Raw genomic sequence first — 20,137 nt, 5'->3', positions numbered from 1 at the left:
GGATGTAAGTAGATGGAGTGCTCTTCCCGTTTCACACCGGACATTAGTTCTATAGCTATTGAAATGGGCTTTCTTGCAATAGTATTGTACCCTCGGCAGAATCAAGTTCGACCATTGTGCCTAATGGCAAAATTAATTTCGGATCAGTATGACCAAAGTCAACATCAAATGCAATAACTAATTGATTCAATCCAAACTCCACTTCTACTATAGATAAAATGATTTTTTCAAGCGCAATATTTTCTTCACTACTATAGTCTTTTGCTCTGCCAAACAGAATTGCTTGTACTTTATGTAAAATACCTTGCATGCCATAATTACGAAGCATATACCCTACTTGCTCTGGACTTGGTTTTTCTTCTGATGTTTCAAAAAGTAATATTTTGTCGTGCCAAAAATCCGGTGAAGGCCAGTAATCTGTTCCTTTCATAAACTCCAATACTTCTATGCAGCCACCCCATAGTTTTCCTTGTACTGTAGTTGTGCCTTGTAAAAATCGCCAGTGCGGATAATGCTTATTTTCTTGAAATGGTAAACATTCTCCTAAAGTGTTAAGGTCACTCCAATCACGATAACCATTAGTCCATTGTGAAGTTGCTTGAAGCGGGAACGGATATTTATCTGAAAATAGAATAGTTTTCATCTGTTCTAGTGACTTTTTAGGTAGATTTCTTAGTTGTGCAATACCAGCCATGACAGAAGGACCATAGAATGTCACTAAACCTAATGTATTTAAGTAACAAAGAAAAGTAGTTGCATCAGAGAAGCCCATAATGAACTTTGGATGCTGTAATATAAGCTCTGTGTCTAAATAGGGTAGTATTCTAATGGACTCATATCCACCAATGGATGTAATAATGCCATCTATGTTAGGATTGGCAAAACATTCATTAAGTTCTTCTGCTCGCATTTGAGGATTGCGATATAATTGCTCTGATGACATACGAGCAGTTGGCATTTCTACTACGTTAAACTCAAATAACGCTCGTAAATTATTTAATCCCAGCTCATAAATTTCCGGAAATAAATAAGGTAAACCATTAGATGGTGATACGACAGCTATCCTTGCTTGCTTCGTTAAACATTTCGGCTTGATATTCATCCTATTCTCCCCTCCCCTTCGTCGCAATCCTTCTCAACTTCTCCATACACTAATTACTTACTACTATGCTTTATTCTTCGTATGAAACCGAATCTGTAACTGCTTTACTTGTTCTGCTAATTCTGGTACTGGTCCTTCGACTATTGCATCATGAATGACATCTTGAATAGGTAAGTTTTTAACTGGACTGTTTGCTACGCCTAGCTCGGTTAACCACTCTACTAATTGCTGGGAACTACTAGCATAGACAATTCTGCCAAGTCCTACCCAACCATGCGCCGCAGCACACATCGGGCAATGTTCTCCTGAAGTATAAACAGTCGCTTTTTTTCGTTCTTCTGGCGTTAAATGATTCGCCGCATAACGAGCAATTTCAAATTCAGGATGCCTTGTATGATCTCCATCAGATACCCGATTATGATCTTCCATTAATACTTCACCTGATTCGGACACAAGTACTGATCCAAATGGATGATCTCCTGCTTCTAAAGCTATTTCCGCAAGTGCAACAGCACGTTGTAAATGCTGTATATCCTTATCTGTAATCATATTATTAATCCCCTTCCATCTATTCTTTGATCGCTACTACACGCATTCTGCTAATATTAATATGCCATCTATCATTCTGCATTAAAACTGGGGCTGTCATTGCTTCTATCTCATTATACATCATCTCTATATCGCTTTCGGCACAATCATGGAAAAAGTAAGCTGCGTAACTCTCTATCCAATGACGAATCGTTTTTTCTGCTGGCAGAGGCTGAACTCCATCAAAGTGATGCGTATACAGTACCCGAAACTGATGCTGTTCCAGTAACTGACTATATTCTCCAATCGTTGGCCAGTACCAAGGATGGCGATTAGTTGTATGATAACCATAGTTCTTTAGCACCTGGTAGATCGCATCCATTACAATCGATACATTACCGGCAGCAGCAAATTCCGCAACAACTCTTCCACCGACTTGCAATACAGCTTGCATCATTTCTACTAACGCTTTGGCATCCTGTATCCAATGAATAGTTGCGTTAGAAAAAATAGCATCAAATAATTGTACCCTACGAAATGTTGTAGCATCTACTGTAACAAACGGTAGTGAAGGGTATTGTGCTTTTGCTTTCTCAATCATATGTTCAGACGAGTCAATTCCTAGTACCGTTGCTCCCGCAGCTGCAATTTGAGCTGTCAAATTTCCATTACCGCACCCGAGATCGAGTATATGTTCACCTGACTTCACCTGTAGCAACTCCATTAAAGGGAGTTTAGCTACTAAGGCATCGTGGTAGAATGTATTAGTCTCCATTTATATCACCTTTTCCCCCTCAATTAACCTGAATAATTACTATTATTTCTTATCATATCGATGTTAAATCTCTTTTGTCAAAAAAATAAACAGCTCGTAGTATAACTACGCACTGTTTATTCCACTGTATATTACCTATTCGTTTCATATGTATTGCCAATATTAACACAATGAATTTAGTTAACAGTCTCTAACTGTAGCTGACAAAACGTCATATGACAACCAGGTCCTTGTGGAGATTGTGCAACAACACCTGCTTTTACAGCTTGCTGCTTGGATGGTAAAGCAAAATATCGAATCATCGTCCAATCTATCCCATCTTCTGAAAAATAAAAATGAATGACCTTATTATTGCTTGTCATTTTCAAAAAAGGATGATCCGAATATACTTGTTCTGAGTAACAATCATCAGAAACACCGTCTCGTGTAACTACGGTTACGATAGAAGCATGTTTTCCATTGAACTCATAACAAAGTTTAGCCCAATTGTTAGCGTCTATCATTATCATCAAACAGCCAGAATCATACTTTTCTTTCATATTAACTGTTAACTCCGTCGTTAATTCAAATGACTGATCTAACTCCAAATATAAAAAAGGAGCAGAATTAGCAAAGTGCTGCCCAGCAGGATCACAAAAAAAGTCCGCTTTAGCAGGAGCATCTATAACTAATTGATCCTGTTCATTGAATTTCCAACTCGATGGTTCATTTATCCATTTTAATTGCGTTCTATCATTTGGAAGAAATACGTTTCTCTTCATCTCATTCGTCTCCTCGTGCACCATATAGCATTCAATTTTTTGCAGCAAAATAAACCTTTACTTGGTAATTATCACTATTTTGTAATTTTAATGGCTATGTTACATCAAGTCAATAACATTTCACACAGATGAGAATTTCATCCTTTTATTTGCTTTGCAAGTCACTTTGCTGGTTACTCTCCAACAAGACGACGTAAGTATGGGCTCAAAAATATACCTTTAGCATCCATCACTTTCCGAACTTCTCGAAATGCATCCCACTTGGGGTATAGTTTTTGTAAATCGTCTGTTTGTAAAGTATGCATTTTTCCCCAATGGGGTCTACCTTGGTAACGTTTGAATATTTGTTCCATCTTCGCAAAATAACGTTCGTACGGCATTCCTTTATACATATGTACAGCAATATAGGCGGAATCACGCTCAAAAGCAGGACTTAGCCATATATCATCAGCAGCTACATACCGACATTCAATCGGAAAATGCACATGAAATTTCTCTGCTTTCATCACTCCACGCATTTCTTTTATAATAACTGGCAATAGTTCTGCTGGCACATTATATTCCATTTCCAGAAACCGAACATTTCTTACCGTAGCAAACAAACGATAACTATAATCTGCTTTCGATACGATTGGGATTCCGGCAGCACTAATTTTACTAGCAGTAGAACTAATACTCGGCACTACTCTACACAACGCTGATAATAAACCAAATAAAGCATTTTCCAAAATACGTCCTTTTATGTAATCTTTCACTGGTGTTGCTTTTGTCGTCGTGTCCGATTCGTTCATCATTTTTACTTGACACGTTTCAGCATAGGGGAACCAATATATTTCAAAATGGCGATGACTATTGGCGTATTGCTCTAAATGTGGTAAACAATCTGCTAATTTCATTCGTTTACTTTCGTATTTCATAATATAAGATGATTGCAATCGCAATGTAACTTGCACTATAATACCAAGCATTCCAAGTGAAATTTGTAGTGCTTTAAACAATTCCGGATGCGACTGTTCCGAACACTCTATCACTTCCCCTTGTCCATTAACTACCGTTAGCCCAATCACTTGTGTAGCAATCGTCCCAAAAGTAACTCCTGTACCATGCGTACCTGTACTAATCGCACCTGCAATGGATTGTACATCGATATCTCCTAAATTTTCTTGTGCAAGTCCTTGTTCATGTAATAGCTGCCCCAACCATTTAAGCTTCGTCCCTCCCCACACTTCCGCAGTATAAGATTGTTTATCTATGGCTATGATCCCTTGCATTCGATCTAAGGACACAAGTATTTGATCAGATGAAGCTACAGGGGTAAAGGAATGACCACTACCAACAACTCTTAAATAGTGACCATTTTCATAACACGTTCGCACCAGTTGCTGCACTTCCTCTATAGAAGCGGGATAGACGATTTCTGCTGGAGTAACGACAACATTACGCGACCAATTCCGAAAGCGATTGGCTCGTATTGGAGAATACGCTGACTTTTCTCTCATAGAAAACATTCCCCTTCCCCACGATAAGTTACTAATTCATCCACTATTTCGCCATCTGAAATCGCATACAATTTTGTAAAACGCTCACATAATTCGCCTGCCTTAGCGTGCCTTAAAAAAATAGGGTCTCCAATATTTAATTGTAATCCTGCTGGTACTTTCAGTGGTGTTTGCACTTCTCCAGCACCTTCCGTTCCAATCATTTTGATCCCTTGTGGTAGATGAATACTAGGCGCTTTGTCTGGTCCAGCAACTCCCGACGCTGTATACCCTCCACCCAAACATGTCACCATATGTGCACTCGGCTTACGAACTACTTCTATCGCATATCCAGCTGCTGGAAAATATTGAAACCCACGATAGTGATCAAACAAAGTAGGTGAAAAAAATCCAGAGCCAGCAGTAATTTCCGTGACACCAGCTTCCAAACGTGAACTTGCTAAACTACCTGTACCTCCAGCATTAACAAATCGTAAATTTACTCCTAATTGATTAAGCCCTGTTAATATTTCGGAGCGTCGCCGAGCAACGGTTTGAACAGAACGTGTCTTTAAAAACCGAATAACTGCGCTTTTCATTTTTTGCGATGCAACATTATCACCAAGCCCAGCAATTTGCGCTTCATAACCCATTATTCCGTCCAAATGAATATAGTGATTGTGCAAAATCTCCTGAACGAGTGGCTCTGTTTGTGCCCAACTAGTTAGTGGGGAACGATGAACGCCAAAGTGCAAACCCGGATAACTAGTAGACATATCAATATCCAAGCAGATATTCGCCACGACCGCTGCCTTCTTCGCTTGTTTAGCAAGTAAATGAAGATGATCCATACTATCAACCATAAATGTAACCGTATACAAATCTTTCGATGCCATAAGCAATTCATATATCTCTGTTGCATTATATACCGGATAACCTAACAATAGATCATCAAATCCATGCTGTAATAAAAACAATGCTTCTCTAGCGGAGTAGCACATCACGCCTTTAAACACATCTGAAGCTGCAAAAATACGTGACATTACTGGTACAGACCGAATGGACTTACTTGCTACTCTTATTGTTTTGTCTCCTGCAGCAGCCGCAATTTGACGGATATTTTCATCTAATAAGTCTAAATTGACATAGGCAAATGGTCGCGCAGTATGAGCAAACGTTCGTTTGTATTGTTCATAATCAGGTAAAGAAATCATAGAATGTCAGCAACCTCCTTCTTCTTTATATGATAATGGCATGTCAGTATATCGATTGTTCTATCCCTAATAAAAATAGCTTTATTAGATCATACGTCATCTGACACACTGACATGCCATCTCGTTAAAAATATGCATCCTTTGCATTTTCGACAATAAATGCTAAAATCCTGTTCATATTGCAAAATTATTTATAATTGAACTGCTTTTGTTGCAATTCGATTGCAAAATTCACGATCATGCTCTACAAATAGTATCGTTGGCTCATATTCCAACAATAATTCTTCGATTTGCATACGAGAAATAACATCGATAAAGTTGAGCGGCTCATCCCATATGTGCAAATGTACTTGCTCACTTAAACTTTTGGCGATAAGCACTTTTTTCTTCTGTCCCCCACTATACGATGCCATATCTTTTTCAAACTGCACTCTAGAAAAGTCTAGCTTTCGCAAAATAGCTTTAAATAAGCTTTCATCAATATCGTGCGCTTTGGCATAATCCGTCAGATTTCCTTGCAAATCCGATGTATCTTGTGAAACGTAAGATATGTTTAACTGACTACCAATATATAGCTGACCATCATAAGGAATATCTTCACCTAATATTAATTTGATGAGACTAGACTTTCCAGAACCATTAGCACCTGTCAAAGAAATACGGTCACCTTTTTCAATCGTAAAGCTAATATCACTACAAACAGCTTGTTCATCATATTGAATTGAAATGTGGTCTAATGCTACAAGCTGTTGTTTATGATAAGGCACTTGCGCAATTTTTAATTTATCTGCTGTCTCTACATTTTTTAACAAACCTGTTCGTTCCTCTAATGCTTCAAACTGTCGTTGCTCCAATGATTTCGAACGCTTCATCATCTTCGCTGATTTGTGCCCAATGTACCCTTTATCTACTTTGGAACCAGAGTTACGTACACCATTTTTCGTTTTCTCTACTTCATCCGACCAATTACTCGTTCGTTTTGATGCTTCAGCCAATCGTTTAATATCTTTTTTCAAGCGTTCATTTTCATTTCGTTCATATTGATCTTGCCGCTCTTTATTTAACCACCAATCCGAAAAATTACCTTTTTGAATTTCTATATTCGTTTTATTAATGGATAATATATGATCGACACAACTATCCAAAAAACTGCGATCATGCGAAACTAATATATATCCTTGCTTGTTATGCAAATATTCACTTACTTGCGCTCGAGCATTAATATCCAAATGATTCGTTGGCTCATCAATGAGTAGAAAGCTATTTTCTTTCAAAAACAAAGCTGCTAATAACACTTTTGTCTGCTCACCATTAGACAGCGTATGAAATGGGCGATACAATACATCTTCAGAAAGCTGTAGCAATTGAAATTCACGATTAATTTGCCACTGAACAGCGTCTGGATATATTTCTTCAATTACATCCATCGTCAAATATTCCGGGTGCTGCACAACATAAGGAAAGTATTCGAAACTAACATCAGCCTTGATCTGCCCTTCATACTTATACTTACCTAGTAATAAATTTAAAAACGTCGTTTTACCCCGACCATTACGCCCCGTAAATCCTAATTTCCAACCTGTATCCAACTGAAAACTAATGTTTTCAAACACATTGTCATAACTGCCATCGTAGGCAAAAGTGACGTTACTTACTTGAATGGTAGCCATTAAATATACCTCCTTCGTAAGCATTTTTCTATGCATTTGACATACAAAAAAAGCTGCAGGAAAGTACCTTTCCGCAGCTTCGTTGTACCACAAAAGAAAATCATATCTGACGGAGTATACAACTCACCCATCTCGATATTATTCCATATGTGAAACCGAATAAGCGGAACAGATAAGAAACCTTCTTGCTATTGCATGCCAAAATAAAACAAGCAAACGAAAAATGCTGCATGTTATATTATGATTAGGCATGATAAGCAAGTGGTCTACATTATACTGTTCAGCTCCTCTTCTATATTTGTATAAACCATATCATAAAAATAAGGAACAAGCAAATTACTGCTCTAACGCTTGCTTCATTTTGTCCTCTTTCCAAAGCACCGATAATAACAGCCCGATAAACATAACGACCGCTGCAAATAAGTACGGATAGTTAATATTAACATCAAACAACGCACCACTAATGGAAGGACCAAATATTGTACCTAAAGATGTATAGGTTGAGTTCATCCCAGCAACAAACCCTTGCTCTTTACCCGCTGATTTGGATAAAAACGTCGTTAGTGCAGGTCGCAACAAATCAAATGCTAAAAATATAAAAGAAGTAACGAGTAAAATAACGACAAACCCTTTAATAACAGTAGATAGTGCTGCAAGTACAACAGCAACTATTAAAGAGATTTGAATCAATCGTTTTTCTCCAATTTTCTGGACCATTTTATCAAATAAGAACAATTGTACTAATGCGCCAAATATAGAGCTGATCGTAATAATAACCGCTATATCTTTTGGAGTGAAACCAAATTTAATATCTGTAAACCAGCTAAATACTACTTCATATGCCGATAATCCAAAAGCCAGCACTAATACTAATAGAAAGGCTACTAAATAAACAGGCTTCAACGACTTCTTAATATCGCCCAAAAAGCTCGATTTTTTACTAATTGCCGAAATTTCTTGTAACTCTTCTTTGGATAAAGGTTCTTTTAATATAAAAATGGAAAACGCACAAGCAACAAATGCGATTGCTGCTGCAAAGTAAAATGGTGCTCGAATGCCTAACTCAGCAATAAAACCACCAACTGCAGGACCAATAATAAAGCCGGTACTAATCGCTGCTGACATATACCCCATCGCCTTTGGTCGTTCTCGAACAGAAGTAATGTCAGCCAAATAAGCTGTAACTGCTGGCATCGTAAACGCTGCACTGATACCGCCAAGCATTCGCGAAACATACAAGATGGAAACATGTTGTGCTAAACCGAATATTAGTTCAGAAACCCCGAATAGAAATAATCCCAAAATAATCATTATTTTACGCCCATATTGATCTACCCAACGACCAGCCATTGGCGATATAACTAGCTGCGTTACAGCAAATGCTGAAACTAAGTAGCCCATCGTTGTCCCACTCAAATGCATTTCATCTTTAAATGACGGCATAATTGGAATAATTAATCCAACGCCTAAAAATATAATAAAAATATTACTCAATAAAATAATAAGAACTGTTTTTTGTTCACGTATAGATTTTTGCATATAGAATCCCCATTAGCTGCCAGTTACCTGGAAACACCTCTCCAATATATATTCCAAAAAGCTTCAAGTTTATGGTGAAGTATTTTTTCTTCTTTCCCATAAGCTAATTCAATCATTAACGCATCAGTAATACCTAAAAAAGCTCTTGCTGCTATTTCTGCATCTTGCTCATTCAATTGCTTTATTTCAATCCAATGCCGAAATTTAGCTAAAATAATTTCATAAATTTTTATTTCCATATCCGCAACGTCGACCGCAACTAAACTTGCTAAATGTGCTGGTGGAAAAAATGTCATCCGAAGCCAAAATTTTAATTGTTCATTTTGCTCAAATAGTTCAATAATAAATACTAAAAACCCATATAACTGTGTTGCAGGATTTTCGGTATTCGATTCACAAAAATATTGCTCAACAGCTCGAAGTTCTGTCTCCTTAGCGTCGTGCAACACTTGTAAGAACAAATCATCTTTCCCTTTAAAATGGGCATAGATCGATTGTTTGCGTATTCCAGCATCTTCCGCTATCAATGATAACGAAGCACCTTCATAGCCATGTATAGTAAAATACTTTAATGCTGCATCTTTAATATCTTCACTTCTAATTCTCTCTCCCTCCCAGATGAACGAACGGTCGTCAGCCTATTTTAGCAAAAAAAAAACAGTAGTTCAACTACTGCTTTTTAATAAAGATATATGTTATTGATTAGCTGCAATGGATGTTGATCTATCTGCATTTTTCATAAAAGATGAAATATTGTTCAATAGTTCTATAGAAGCTTCAATTTCTACTTTACGAGTCGATAAACTTTCAACACTACAGCCAATCGGAATACCTTTTTCCAGTCCAAAGTAATACAATTCTTCAAATATTTTTTGTGATTCACGAACAGATCGTTCCAATACATCTCGGGAATGTTTCAAATCGTTATCTAACCACTTTGGAATACTTATCCCCAGCCACTTCATAAACTCTAACGTTTTTAATGAACCACACGGAGCTAAATTAAATAGAATAGGAACAAACTCTAGTTCGTGCTGCTTACAATGATAATAATAATCGGATAAAAAGTTTTTGGAAGCTTCCACATTAAATGTCGCTTGCGAAATAAAATATTGACATCCTTGTTTCACTTTAGTGTTTATTCGGATATGCTCATCATTTTTTACCATATGTCGCTCTGGTATAACGACACCTCCGAGCACCAAATCTTCATTTATCTGTTTACTCCATTGATAAGCATCACCTAGCGATGTTTGTACTCGTTCTTTACTCGACGATGGACCGACATAAACAGAATAGCGTGATTGACCAGGCTTAGCGGTAATGAACGAATATAATGAAGGTATCGTATGTTTCCCTACACAGCGATACACAATTTTAGGTATCTCCAAACGATCTAAATAACGTTCACTAAATTCAAATGGATCTACTGTCCTCATAAAAGGAAACGGTCTATTCTCTTCAATTCGTTCACTTTCTTCCTGCACATCATATAGAATAAGTCCATCAATCGGTATATTGGCTAAACGTTCTTGTTGTAAAGTAGCAATCTCAGCTATTCGCTCGGCACCGTTTGATTCTTTCGGAGGTGTCATACCATAGGTCAGTATACCCGCTTGTTTTCTTTTAATTTTTTCACCTAACATAGAATTCTACCTCCGACAAGAAATTTTATTATAACAATATTATTAAACTAAACTAGACGTATAACGAGCACGAGCAACTTCTGTAGCTTCCACCATGTTTTTTAGAGCTGCAATTGTTTCTGCTTGACCACGCGTTTTTAGCCCGCAATCTGGGTTAATCCAAAATATTTTCGGATCAAGTACACGCAATGCACGATCAATCATTTGTGACATTTCCTCTGTTTGTGGAACACGAGGGCTATGAATATCATATACACCAAGACCAATTCCTTTGCTGTACGTATCCACTTCAAAACTATGAATAAGTTCTCCATGGCTACGTGATGTTTCAATGGAGATAACATCCGCATCCATCTTATCAATGACATCAATCATGTCGTGGAATTCGCAATAGCACATATGCGTATGGATTTGTGTAGATGGCTGCACAGATCCAGTCGTTAAGCGGAATGCTTTGACTGACCAGTCCAAATAGGTTGCTTGCTCTTCTTCTTTAAGAGGTAAACCTTCACGAACGGCTGGCTCATCTACTTGAATGATTGCAATACCTGCTTGCTCCAACGCTTCCACTTCTTGACGAAGGGCATACGCTAACTGATAAGCAATTTGCTCACGAGGCAGGTCATCGCGGACAAATGACCAGTTCATAATCGTAATCGGTCCTGTCAACATACCTTTTACAGGCTTGCTTGTTAACGATTGTGCATACTTTGTTTCGGCTACAGTCATCGCTTCTTCAAAAGCAACGTCAGCATAAATAACTGGTGGTTTTACACAACGAGAACCATAGGATTGCACCCAGCCATTTTTCGTAAATGCGAATCCTGCTAGTTTTTCTCCGAAAAACTCGACCATATCTGTTCGTTCAAATTCACCATGAACAAGTACATCTAGCCCTATTTCTTCTTGTAATGCGATCCACTTATCAATTTCTGCATGAATAAACTGTTCATACTGTTCATTCGACCATTCTTGTTTACGCCATTGTAATCTTGCTTTACGAACTTCCGCTGTTTGTGGGAAACTACCTATTGTAGTTGTTGGAAATAACGGTAATTGCAAATGAGCTTGTTGTTGCTCATAGCGCTTAACAAAAGGTGTGTTACGTACAATCGGTTCACTAACAATTTTTGTAATAGCTGCACGAACTTCTTCTTTTCTGCGATTTGCAGAAGTTTGAAAGCTTTGATAACGCAATTCATTTTCTTGCAATGTGGTAGCAAACGCCGCACGATTAGCATTGTTGACAATTTTCGTTAACGTAACAATTTCATTCACTTTTTCATCTGCAAAAGCAAGTGCATTTTTTAGTTCTTCATCTAAATTAGTTTCTGCTTGCACCGTTACTGGTACGTGTAATAAAGAGCAAGAAGATTGAACAACTAACTTCTCATTTGAAGTAAATGTTACGATTTTATCTAACAAAGCTACTTTTTCCGTTAGAGAAGCTCCCCATATATTTCTTCCATCAATAATTCCCGCGCCTAACACTTTATCCGAAGGAAAACCGAAACGTTGCAAGGAAGCTAGGTTACCTTCCGATCCTTGTGCGAAATCTAACCCAATTCCTTGTACGGGAAGTGCAATAACTTGCTCATATTGTTCTACCGATTCAAAATAAGTTTGCAATAAAATGTTTATGTTAGGTACTTGTTTCGCAAATGTTTCATAAATATATTGTAGAGAAGCTAGCTCATCTTCATTCAATTTTGTGACAAGTACTGGCTCATCTATTTGTACCCACTCTACTCCTGCCGCTTGTAGTTGTTGTAGTACTTCTACGTATACAGGAACTAGTTTATTAATCCACTGCGATAAGTCGGATTTATGATAGCCTTTTGCCAGTTTTACAAGTGTTAGCGGTCCTACAATTACTGGTTTTCCGTTAATTCCTAGTTCTTGTTTCGCTTCTTCGTAAGCAGCTAGTGGTTTGTTTTCTGTAAGTTGAACTGTTACATTCGTTAGTTCTGGTACGATATAATGATAATTTGTATTAAACCATTTTGTCATTTCACCTGCTGTTGCATCTGTTGTTCCTCTAGCAATACCGTAGTAAGTCTGTAGTGAAACAGGACCTCCGTTATATGCAAAGCGCTCTGGAACAATTCCGAACATCGTTGCTGTATCCAAAATATGATCGTATAAACTAAAATCATTTACCGGTATCCAGTCTAATCCACTTGCTTGTAATTTACTTAAATGTTCTAATCTAATTCGCTTTAACTCGGCTGTAAATGCTTCTTCTTCTAACTTACCAGCCCAATATGCTTCCAGCGCTTTTTTCCATTCTCTATTTGCACCAATTCGTGGATAACCTAAAATACTACTCTTTGTCATGTTCCATTCCCCTTTGCTTTTTTCGTTGCTATTAACATAACATGGTTATTTGACCAATAGGTAACTGTAAAATACTATGATTAGCTATAGCCAAAATGTATAACCGATAACATATACTACTTTTTGCTAATACAACTATAAAAAAACCGAATACTCTCCGAAGAGAATACTCAGTTAACAAATAATTTCTTTCGAAGTATTATATTTCAAGTACCTAAATATATAATGGATATAGTAATACCTGGAGCTTGAAATGGAATTAGTCCTAACAGAGCATACATTTGTAGTTCTAGATATTGCCCTGCTGATATTTGCATAATCGTCTGAGCTTCTAGATGAGTAGATAACAAGGAGCTTGCTGAACCACCAGATACAGCACTCCCATTTAACAATAATGTAGATGTTACAACTAGATTAGTTACAATTGTATTGGCTAATTCGACCCGATAATCAACAAAATAATCACCAGCAACTGAAAAATTAATTCGTTCACTATTAGAAGTTAATGTTATTCCAGTTCCGATTCTTTGGTTAACATTGAAAGGAACTTTGGCAGTTCCTAAAATTGGAAGAGTAGCTAAACCATCTAATCTTTGACCAAAGAAAAAAGTTTTAGTCGTATCTGGACCTAATGCTCCACGCGTACCAATAGCTCCTGTTAAGCCAGTCGCTCCTGTTGGACCTAATGGTCCAGTTGCGCCAATTCCACCGGTTAGACCTCTAGCTCCTGTAGGACCTATCGCACCTTCTGCTGCCAACAAGGCGTAATTAGCAGATTGACCTGGCAAACCAGTTGGCGGTGTTTGTCTTACGACATAAGTTGCACCTTCGTACGTTACAACTTGCCCCGCTACATACGTACCTATATCATTAATATCAAAAGGTACTTGCCCCGTCATTCCAGGTGCTGTAGCACCTTTAACTCCTGTGTTTCCCGCTACTCCAGTAATTCCTGCTATCGTACCTGTCATACCAGTTTCACCAACAGAACCAGTTATACCCGCCTCACCCGTATCGCCTACAGCTGCTAATAATAAATAATCTGGTGATAATCCTGGTGTGCCGACCGGTGGAACATTAACGACAGAATATAGATTGCCACCATACTGAACGACTTGATACAATGGGTAATTACTAGCATCTAATGGATTATAGAGTAATTGTCCATTCATTCCTGCGCCATTGGCGCCAGCTGGACCAGCAAGTCCTGTTGGTCCTGTCACTCCAGCAGCTCCGATGGTTCCCCCAGCTCCAGTAATCCCCTCTGTACCACTAGCCCCTACTATACCCGCTAACCCTGCCAAGCCAACTGGTCCTGTAGCTCCTGTTGGTCCTGCCGGTCCTGTAGCTCCTTCAAACGACCCTGTAGCTCCTGTAGCTCCTACTGCTCCTGTTACACCTCGGATCGTCGGAATTCTCATAATATCTTTTAATTTTGAATCTAACATCATCTGATTAATACCAGCTGTATCAATTAAATCTTTCACACTATCATTAATAGCTAATACTTCTTCAAGTGAGGAAGGTTCAGATAGCGGCTGGTCAGTTAAAGTCCCTAACACATATTGAATCTTTTCTCCCTCAGCGTTTAAAACATGACTAAGTCCCAATTCCTCCATCGCTACTGATGCAATTAACAAATTTACGGCTTCATCTCTCGTTAACGTAATCGATGGAGTTATGGGAGGGATATTTGCTTGTGACATTGTTATTATTCCTCCCCAAATATATACTTTTTTAAGTTTTAATTTAACCGTATTATCGAAATAGTTGCACCAGGTGCTTGTAATCCTATCGATAGAGCTGTAGTTACTTGAACTTCCACTGTCTGACCTGCTGCAATTGGTACAATAACTTGCCCTCGTAAAGTACTACTTAATACGGATGCTGTTGCCGTACCTGGCACAATAGCTCCATTAACTAATATCGCCGATGAGCTGACAACACCAGCTGTAAAGTTAATATTGTAGGTAATATAATAATTGCCATTTTGTTGAATAGTAAATGTTTTATTATCGCCACTCAACGTAATTCCGGTACCTAAATTAATATTATCAGGGTAATCAACGATACCTGAGCCTAAAAGTATTAATAATGTACCAGAAGTGTTTTGTGCAAATGCCCGATAGTTGGTTACAGCATCACCTGTCGGACCTATTGGACCTGTTACACCCTGTATTCCAGAGAGTCCAGTTGCTCCAGTGACACCTGTTGGACCTGTAGCTCCTGTTGCGCCTGTCGGACCTGTCGGACCTATCGCTCCACGTGCCGCTATTAATGTGTAATCGACAGAAGCGTTTGGTGTACCTGTTGGCGGAGTATTCACTACAATATACGAGCTTCCATTAAAGGAAACTACTTGCCCTAGTTGATAATTAGGAGCCGCTGCACTGTTATACATAATAATATTTTGCATGCCGACTCCAGTTGCGCCGGTAGCACCTGTAGCACCGGTAGGACCAATTGGACCTGTGGCACCCGCTGGACCAGTCGCACCAGTAGGACCTGCTAAACCTGCTGGACCTGTGGCACCGCTACTAATCAGTAAGGCATAATCAGGAGAAGAACCCGGTATACCAGTAGGTGGGGCATTAACAACAACATACATAGATCCGTTATATGTTACTACTTGATTCACTCCATAACCCGGAGCTAGAAAGACATCATAAGGTGAAACGCCTTCTAATCCAATACCAGTTATACCTGTAATTCCTTGTACACCTTGCGCTCCTGTCGCCCCTTGCGCCCCTGCAGGACCCGTTGGACCTATTGCTCCAGTTGCTCCTGTAGCACCTTGTATTCCAGCAGGACCTGTTGGACCTGTTGCTCCAGTTGGACCTTGTGGGCCTGTTGCCCCCGTTGGACCACCTGCTGGTCCTTGTGCTCCAGTCGCTCCAGTATCGCCTGCTGGACCAACTAAACTAGGTGTTTGCAATACACTTTTCATTTTGGATTGCAAAAACATTTGCTTACGTGTTGCACTATCTAAAACGTTCGCAACACTATCATTGATTTGTAATAATTGATCAATCGTCGGATTAGTACCTGTCATGCCGTTTAATGTACCTAGTACATACTGAATCTTTTCTCCTTCAGCGTTTAATATATGACTTATCCCAAGTTCCTCCATAGCAATGGATGATAATACTAAGTTAACAGCATCATCTCTTGTTATCGATATTTGAGGATTAATATCAGGAATATTAGGTTGTGACATTGTTATTTCCCTCCCACTACATTTTATATACATAGAAAAAAAGTATATAAGCTATAGTATGCAAAAAACTCCACTTCTCCTAAACTATCTATTGATTTAAACCACACATTCTCAAGAAAAACTACTTATTTACGCTAAAAACAAAAAAATGAGCAAACTGCCTACACGGCTGTTTACTCAGTCTTCTAATCCTATATTACTTATAACTGCAACGCTGTTTCGGAAAATTGACGTGCTAGTGCTTCTAGTTGATCAAATTTTCCTTCTGCTATCCATTCCTTATTAATCAATTGACCACCAATGCCAAATGCTTTTGCTCCAGCCGCATAGTATTCATCCATATTCGATAAATTCACACCACCGGTTGCCATCAATGGAACATGGGATAGCGGACCTTGTAGTTCTTTTATATAGGATATACCTAACGTGCCAGCAGGAAATACTTTAATCGTTTGTGCACCACTTTCCCATGCCCGCACTATTTCACTTGGCGTCATTGCTCCAGGGTACATCGCAACATTATGCTCGACACCATAACGAATAACAGCTTCCTCTGTATTCGGTGTCACGATAAACTGCGCTCCAGCTGCTACTGCTTGTTTGGCGAGTTCCACATTAAGCACCGTTCCCGCTCCTACAAACATTTTCCCGTCATAATCGCGACGCCATTTTTCTATAATTTGTAACGCACCATCTGTATTCATCGTTACTTCCACAAAGCGAATACCACCATTGTACAAAGCTTGTATAACAGAATCTGCATCTTTTTGTGCAATACCACGTACAATTGCTACGATTTTGTACTTGAATAATTGTTCCGTCATTGTCATTGTTCAAACCCTGCCTTTTATTATTGTGCTGTTCTGCGATCGCTTGCTACATATAGATTACCATTCCGTAACAGAACCGTCCACATTTCTCCAAACAGGATTGCGCCAACGATGACCAATCTGTGCCATTTCTCTAACTTTTTGTTCATTTACTTCAATTCCAAGCCCTGGAGCAGTTAATCGCTGTACAAAACCATCTTTATAGTCAAATACAGATCGATCTGAAATATAATCTAATAAATCTGAACCTTGATTATAATGTATTCCTAGACTTTGTTCTTGAATAAATGCATTAGGTGTACAGAAATCAAGTTGTAAGGAAGCAGCGAGAGCGATAGGACCTAACGGGCAGTGCGGGGCAACAGCAACATCATAAGCTTCTGCCATTGCTGCTATTTTTCGTACTTCCCATATGCCGCCTGCATGACTTAAATCTGGTTGAATAATATCTGCGGTTCCTTCTGCTAACAATTGCTTGAATCCCCAACGGGTATACATTCTTTCACCTGTAGCAATCGGAATAGAACTCATTAAACTCAATTGTTTTAATGCTTCATTATTTTCAGGGAGTACAGGCTCTTCAATAAACATAGGTTTGAACGGCTCTAGTTCTTTAATTAATGCTTTAGCCATTCCTTTATGTACACGACCATGAAAGTCGATACCAATCCCTATATTATAGCCAACCGCTTCGCGAACTGCGGCCAAATTTTGTACTGAGTCCGCTATTTTTTCATTTGAATCGATCCATTCCATATCCGCTGTTCCATTCATCTTTAAAGCAGTATAACCAGCCGCGACTTGTTTTTTCGCTTCGCTCGCTACATCCGCTGGTTTATCGCCACCTATCCACGCATATACCCGCATTTTGTCACGTACAGCTCCACCAAGTAATTCATACACTGGCACACCAAGCCGCTTTCCCTTTATATCCCATAACGCTTGTTCAATTCCCGATATCGCACTAGTCAGTACAGGACCACCACGATAAAAGCCACTACGGTACAATACTTGCCACAAATCTTCGATTTGCCCAGGGTCTCTACCAATCAAAAAATCAGCCATTTCTTCGACTGCTGCTTGTACTGTTGCTGCTTTTCCCTCCACGACGGGTTCGCCCCAACCAACAATTCCTTCATCTGTCGTTATTTTTAAAAATAACCAACGAGGTGGTACTTGAAACAATTCTACTGCTGAAATTTTCATTTTACATTCCTACCTTCTGATTATATTTTATTATGAACTAACAAATTCTAGAATGGTATAAGTGGGCGGATAGACCGCCATCCTGTAGTATTTCTGTACCGGTGATCATCTCTGCAGCATCAGATGCTAGAAATACGGCTAGCTTACCAACATCGTCTGGTGTGCCAATTCGTTTCGATGCATGTAAAAAAGTTAACTCTTCCTCTACCTCTGCACGCTTCCCGTCCCGATCTAACCACTTTTGAAAATGGGGAGAATTTGTAAATCCAGGGCAAATAGCATTAACACGTATACCATATTTCCCTAAACTTAGCGCCATACTTCGCGTCATGCCATTGACGCCTGCTTTTGCAGCAGCATACATTTCCGTATCGGGTAGTGTTGCTACAGCATGATTGGAGGATATATTAAGAATGACACCTTTTTCTTGTTTCTTCATATACTCCGATGCGTATTTACTACATAAAAACGCGCCTCGCAAATCAATATTAATGACCCGATCAAAATCATCAATAGTCGCTTCATGCAGCGGTTTAAATACGGTCACTCCCGCATTATTAACAAGACAATCAATCCGTCCGAACTTTTCTATCGTCATGTTCATAAGTTGCTGAATACTTCGTTCCTCAATTACATCTGTTTTAACAAATAATGTTGGTGTTCCGAATGTCTCGTTTAACTCATCACTTGTCCTCTGTCCGGTAGTTTCGTCAATATCTGCGATGACAACTGTTGCTCCTTTCTGAGCAAACTGTTCAGCAATACCACGACCAATTCCTTGTGCCGCGCCCGTAACAATTACGACTTGCTTTTCTGACATTACTAACTCCTCCTATTCTCCTTCTCAATGAATGCGTTTTCTAACAGATGAAGATGGAACTTTCGATAAAAAATCTACAATAGACCACAGGATTTTCATTCTCTGTGGTCTTTTTAAACAGTATATCATTATATTTATATTAATAGATTATATTTATATTAATGCGGATAGAAATTATCAAATTCCTCACCACATGGACCACCGTCAGGATTATCTCCTACATATTCAGCAATTTCACCATTTGCTCTATATAGCGGTTTGTAATGTTTTGAAATACTTGTAGCAGAAGCATTGGCATAATGGCATATAAACGCTTTTCGGAATTTATCTTTTGTTTTGTTGCGATAAGAACCATGAATCAAGTTACCATTAAAAAACAATACGTCTCCACGATCCATCACTGCTGGAATAGCTTTTTGCTCTTTCGGAGGCTTCACAAAATGAGTAGTGAACGATTCCTTCGAATCTGCTTGTTCCGGGCAAACAATATCATAGTCTTGTGTTTTCGGCACAACAAGTAATCCGCCATTTTCTTCATTTGCTGCATCCACTGCTGTCCAAGCTGCTATACAATTACCTGGATCTACTTTCAAATAAAAGTTATCTTGATGAAGAGCTTGCCCTCTTGAGCCTGGCGGTTTGTAATAAAACATACTTTGAGCTGCTAATGCTTCCTCTTCATATAAATCAGCTAATATATCCATCACTGGTTGATGCAGCATATATTTCATAGCAACATCATTAAACCGATGTGGATGCATAACTCGTGGATAGCGGCTTAATGGATCCGTTACATCCGCGTCCAGCTTCGGCTCAAAATACCCGGGTATCGTTTGGTGACTAATATCTTCAAATGTAGTATCTATTTCTACTAACTGTTCTTCTGAAAACAGCCCTTTTATAACCAAATATCCCTCGTTTTCAAATTGTTGTTTTTGTTCCGTTGTTAATACTCGCAATGTCGTAGACATTTCATTTCCCCCTTCACCACAATCCATGATTATAAGTTTATTA

General features: G+C 38.7%; 17 protein-coding genes. All 17 read right to left on the bottom strand.

Going from position 1 to position 20,137, the window contains the following annotated elements; translation table 11 throughout:
- Positions 1 to 55: 55 nt before the first annotated feature.
- The 17 genes from ACFSTH_RS17375 to ACFSTH_RS17295 all read right to left on the bottom strand — a co-directional run bounded on the left by ACFSTH_RS17375 (position 56) and on the right by ACFSTH_RS17295 (position 20,094).
- Entirely contained in the window at positions 56 to 1,102 is a 1,047-nt protein-coding gene (locus ACFSTH_RS17375; protein ID WP_377775222.1) for a S66 family peptidase, read from the bottom strand.
- Between the two features lie 63 nt (positions 1,103 to 1,165).
- Positions 1,166 to 1,651 carry a nucleoside deaminase gene (locus ACFSTH_RS17370; RefSeq protein WP_377775220.1) on the bottom strand — a complete coding sequence of 162 codons (486 nt, stop codon included), beginning with the start codon at positions 1,649 to 1,651 and terminating at the stop codon, positions 1,166 to 1,168.
- 19 nt (positions 1,652 to 1,670) lie between these two features.
- Positions 1,671 to 2,405, bottom strand: coding sequence for a class I SAM-dependent methyltransferase (locus tag ACFSTH_RS17365; protein WP_377775218.1), 735 nt, complete (start codon positions 2,403 to 2,405; stop codon positions 1,671 to 1,673).
- Between the two features lie 176 nt (positions 2,406 to 2,581).
- Positions 2,582 to 3,166 carry a DUF1349 domain-containing protein gene (locus ACFSTH_RS17360; RefSeq protein ID WP_377775217.1) on the bottom strand — a complete coding sequence of 195 codons (585 nt, stop codon included), beginning with the start codon at positions 3,164 to 3,166 and terminating at the stop codon, positions 2,582 to 2,584.
- Between the two features lie 173 nt (positions 3,167 to 3,339).
- Positions 3,340 to 4,674 (bottom strand): D-arabinono-1,4-lactone oxidase, encoded by a 1,335-nt coding sequence (locus tag ACFSTH_RS17355; RefSeq protein ID WP_377775215.1) that lies wholly within the window; start codon positions 4,672 to 4,674, stop codon positions 3,340 to 3,342.
- Complete coding sequence (locus tag ACFSTH_RS17350; RefSeq protein ID WP_377775213.1) at positions 4,662 to 5,858, bottom strand: amino acid deaminase/aldolase; 1,197 nt, start codon at positions 5,856 to 5,858, stop codon at positions 4,662 to 4,664. Before ACFSTH_RS17350 ends, ACFSTH_RS17355 begins: the two co-directional genes overlap by 13 nt.
- A gap of 191 nt (positions 5,859 to 6,049) precedes the next feature.
- Positions 6,050 to 7,528 (bottom strand): ribosomal protection-like ABC-F family protein, encoded by a 1,479-nt coding sequence (abc-f, locus tag ACFSTH_RS17345; RefSeq protein ID WP_377775211.1) that lies wholly within the window; start codon positions 7,526 to 7,528, stop codon positions 6,050 to 6,052.
- A gap of 336 nt (positions 7,529 to 7,864) precedes the next feature.
- Complete coding sequence (locus ACFSTH_RS17340) at positions 7,865 to 9,067, bottom strand: MFS transporter (RefSeq protein ID WP_377775209.1); 1,203 nt, start codon at positions 9,065 to 9,067, stop codon at positions 7,865 to 7,867.
- Between the two features lie 23 nt (positions 9,068 to 9,090).
- On the bottom strand, positions 9,091 to 9,654 hold the full coding sequence (locus ACFSTH_RS17335) for a TetR/AcrR family transcriptional regulator (RefSeq protein ID WP_377775302.1): 564 nt from the start codon (positions 9,652 to 9,654) through the stop codon (positions 9,091 to 9,093).
- A 108-nt stretch (positions 9,655 to 9,762) separates the two neighbouring features.
- On the bottom strand, positions 9,763 to 10,713 hold the full coding sequence (locus ACFSTH_RS17330) for a methylenetetrahydrofolate reductase (protein ID WP_377775207.1): 951 nt from the start codon (positions 10,711 to 10,713) through the stop codon (positions 9,763 to 9,765).
- A 42-nt stretch (positions 10,714 to 10,755) separates the two neighbouring features.
- Positions 10,756 to 13,050, bottom strand: coding sequence for a 5-methyltetrahydropteroyltriglutamate--homocysteine S-methyltransferase (metE, locus tag ACFSTH_RS17325; RefSeq protein ID WP_377775205.1), 2,295 nt, complete (start codon positions 13,048 to 13,050; stop codon positions 10,756 to 10,758).
- Between the two features lie 206 nt (positions 13,051 to 13,256).
- On the bottom strand, positions 13,257 to 14,756 hold the full coding sequence (locus tag ACFSTH_RS17320; protein WP_377775203.1) for a BclA C-terminal domain-containing protein: 1,500 nt from the start codon (positions 14,754 to 14,756) through the stop codon (positions 13,257 to 13,259).
- Between the two features lie 38 nt (positions 14,757 to 14,794).
- Positions 14,795 to 16,267 carry a BclA C-terminal domain-containing protein gene (locus ACFSTH_RS17315; RefSeq protein WP_377775201.1) on the bottom strand — a complete coding sequence of 491 codons (1,473 nt, stop codon included), beginning with the start codon at positions 16,265 to 16,267 and terminating at the stop codon, positions 14,795 to 14,797.
- A gap of 200 nt (positions 16,268 to 16,467) precedes the next feature.
- Positions 16,468 to 17,097, bottom strand: coding sequence for a bifunctional 4-hydroxy-2-oxoglutarate aldolase/2-dehydro-3-deoxy-phosphogluconate aldolase (locus tag ACFSTH_RS17310; protein WP_377775199.1), 630 nt, complete (start codon positions 17,095 to 17,097; stop codon positions 16,468 to 16,470).
- Positions 17,098 to 17,154: 57 nt separating this feature from the next.
- Positions 17,155 to 18,303: a galactonate dehydratase gene (dgoD, locus tag ACFSTH_RS17305; protein ID WP_377775197.1), complete on the bottom strand. Its 1,149-nt coding sequence runs from the start codon at positions 18,301 to 18,303 to the stop codon at positions 17,155 to 17,157.
- 37 nt (positions 18,304 to 18,340) lie between these two features.
- Positions 18,341 to 19,123 carry an SDR family NAD(P)-dependent oxidoreductase gene (locus tag ACFSTH_RS17300; protein ID WP_377775195.1) on the bottom strand — a complete coding sequence of 261 codons (783 nt, stop codon included), beginning with the start codon at positions 19,121 to 19,123 and terminating at the stop codon, positions 18,341 to 18,343.
- Between the two features lie 158 nt (positions 19,124 to 19,281).
- Positions 19,282 to 20,094, bottom strand: coding sequence for a phytanoyl-CoA dioxygenase family protein (locus ACFSTH_RS17295; RefSeq protein WP_377775193.1), 813 nt, complete (start codon positions 20,092 to 20,094; stop codon positions 19,282 to 19,284).
- Positions 20,095 to 20,137 lie beyond the last annotated feature (43 nt).

It is taken from the genome of Paenibacillus yanchengensis, from assembly GCF_042684845.1.
GTDB lineage: Bacteria > Bacillota > Bacilli > Paenibacillales > Paenibacillaceae > Pristimantibacillus > Pristimantibacillus yanchengensis.
This window is presented reverse-complemented; position numbering and strand designations above follow the sequence as displayed.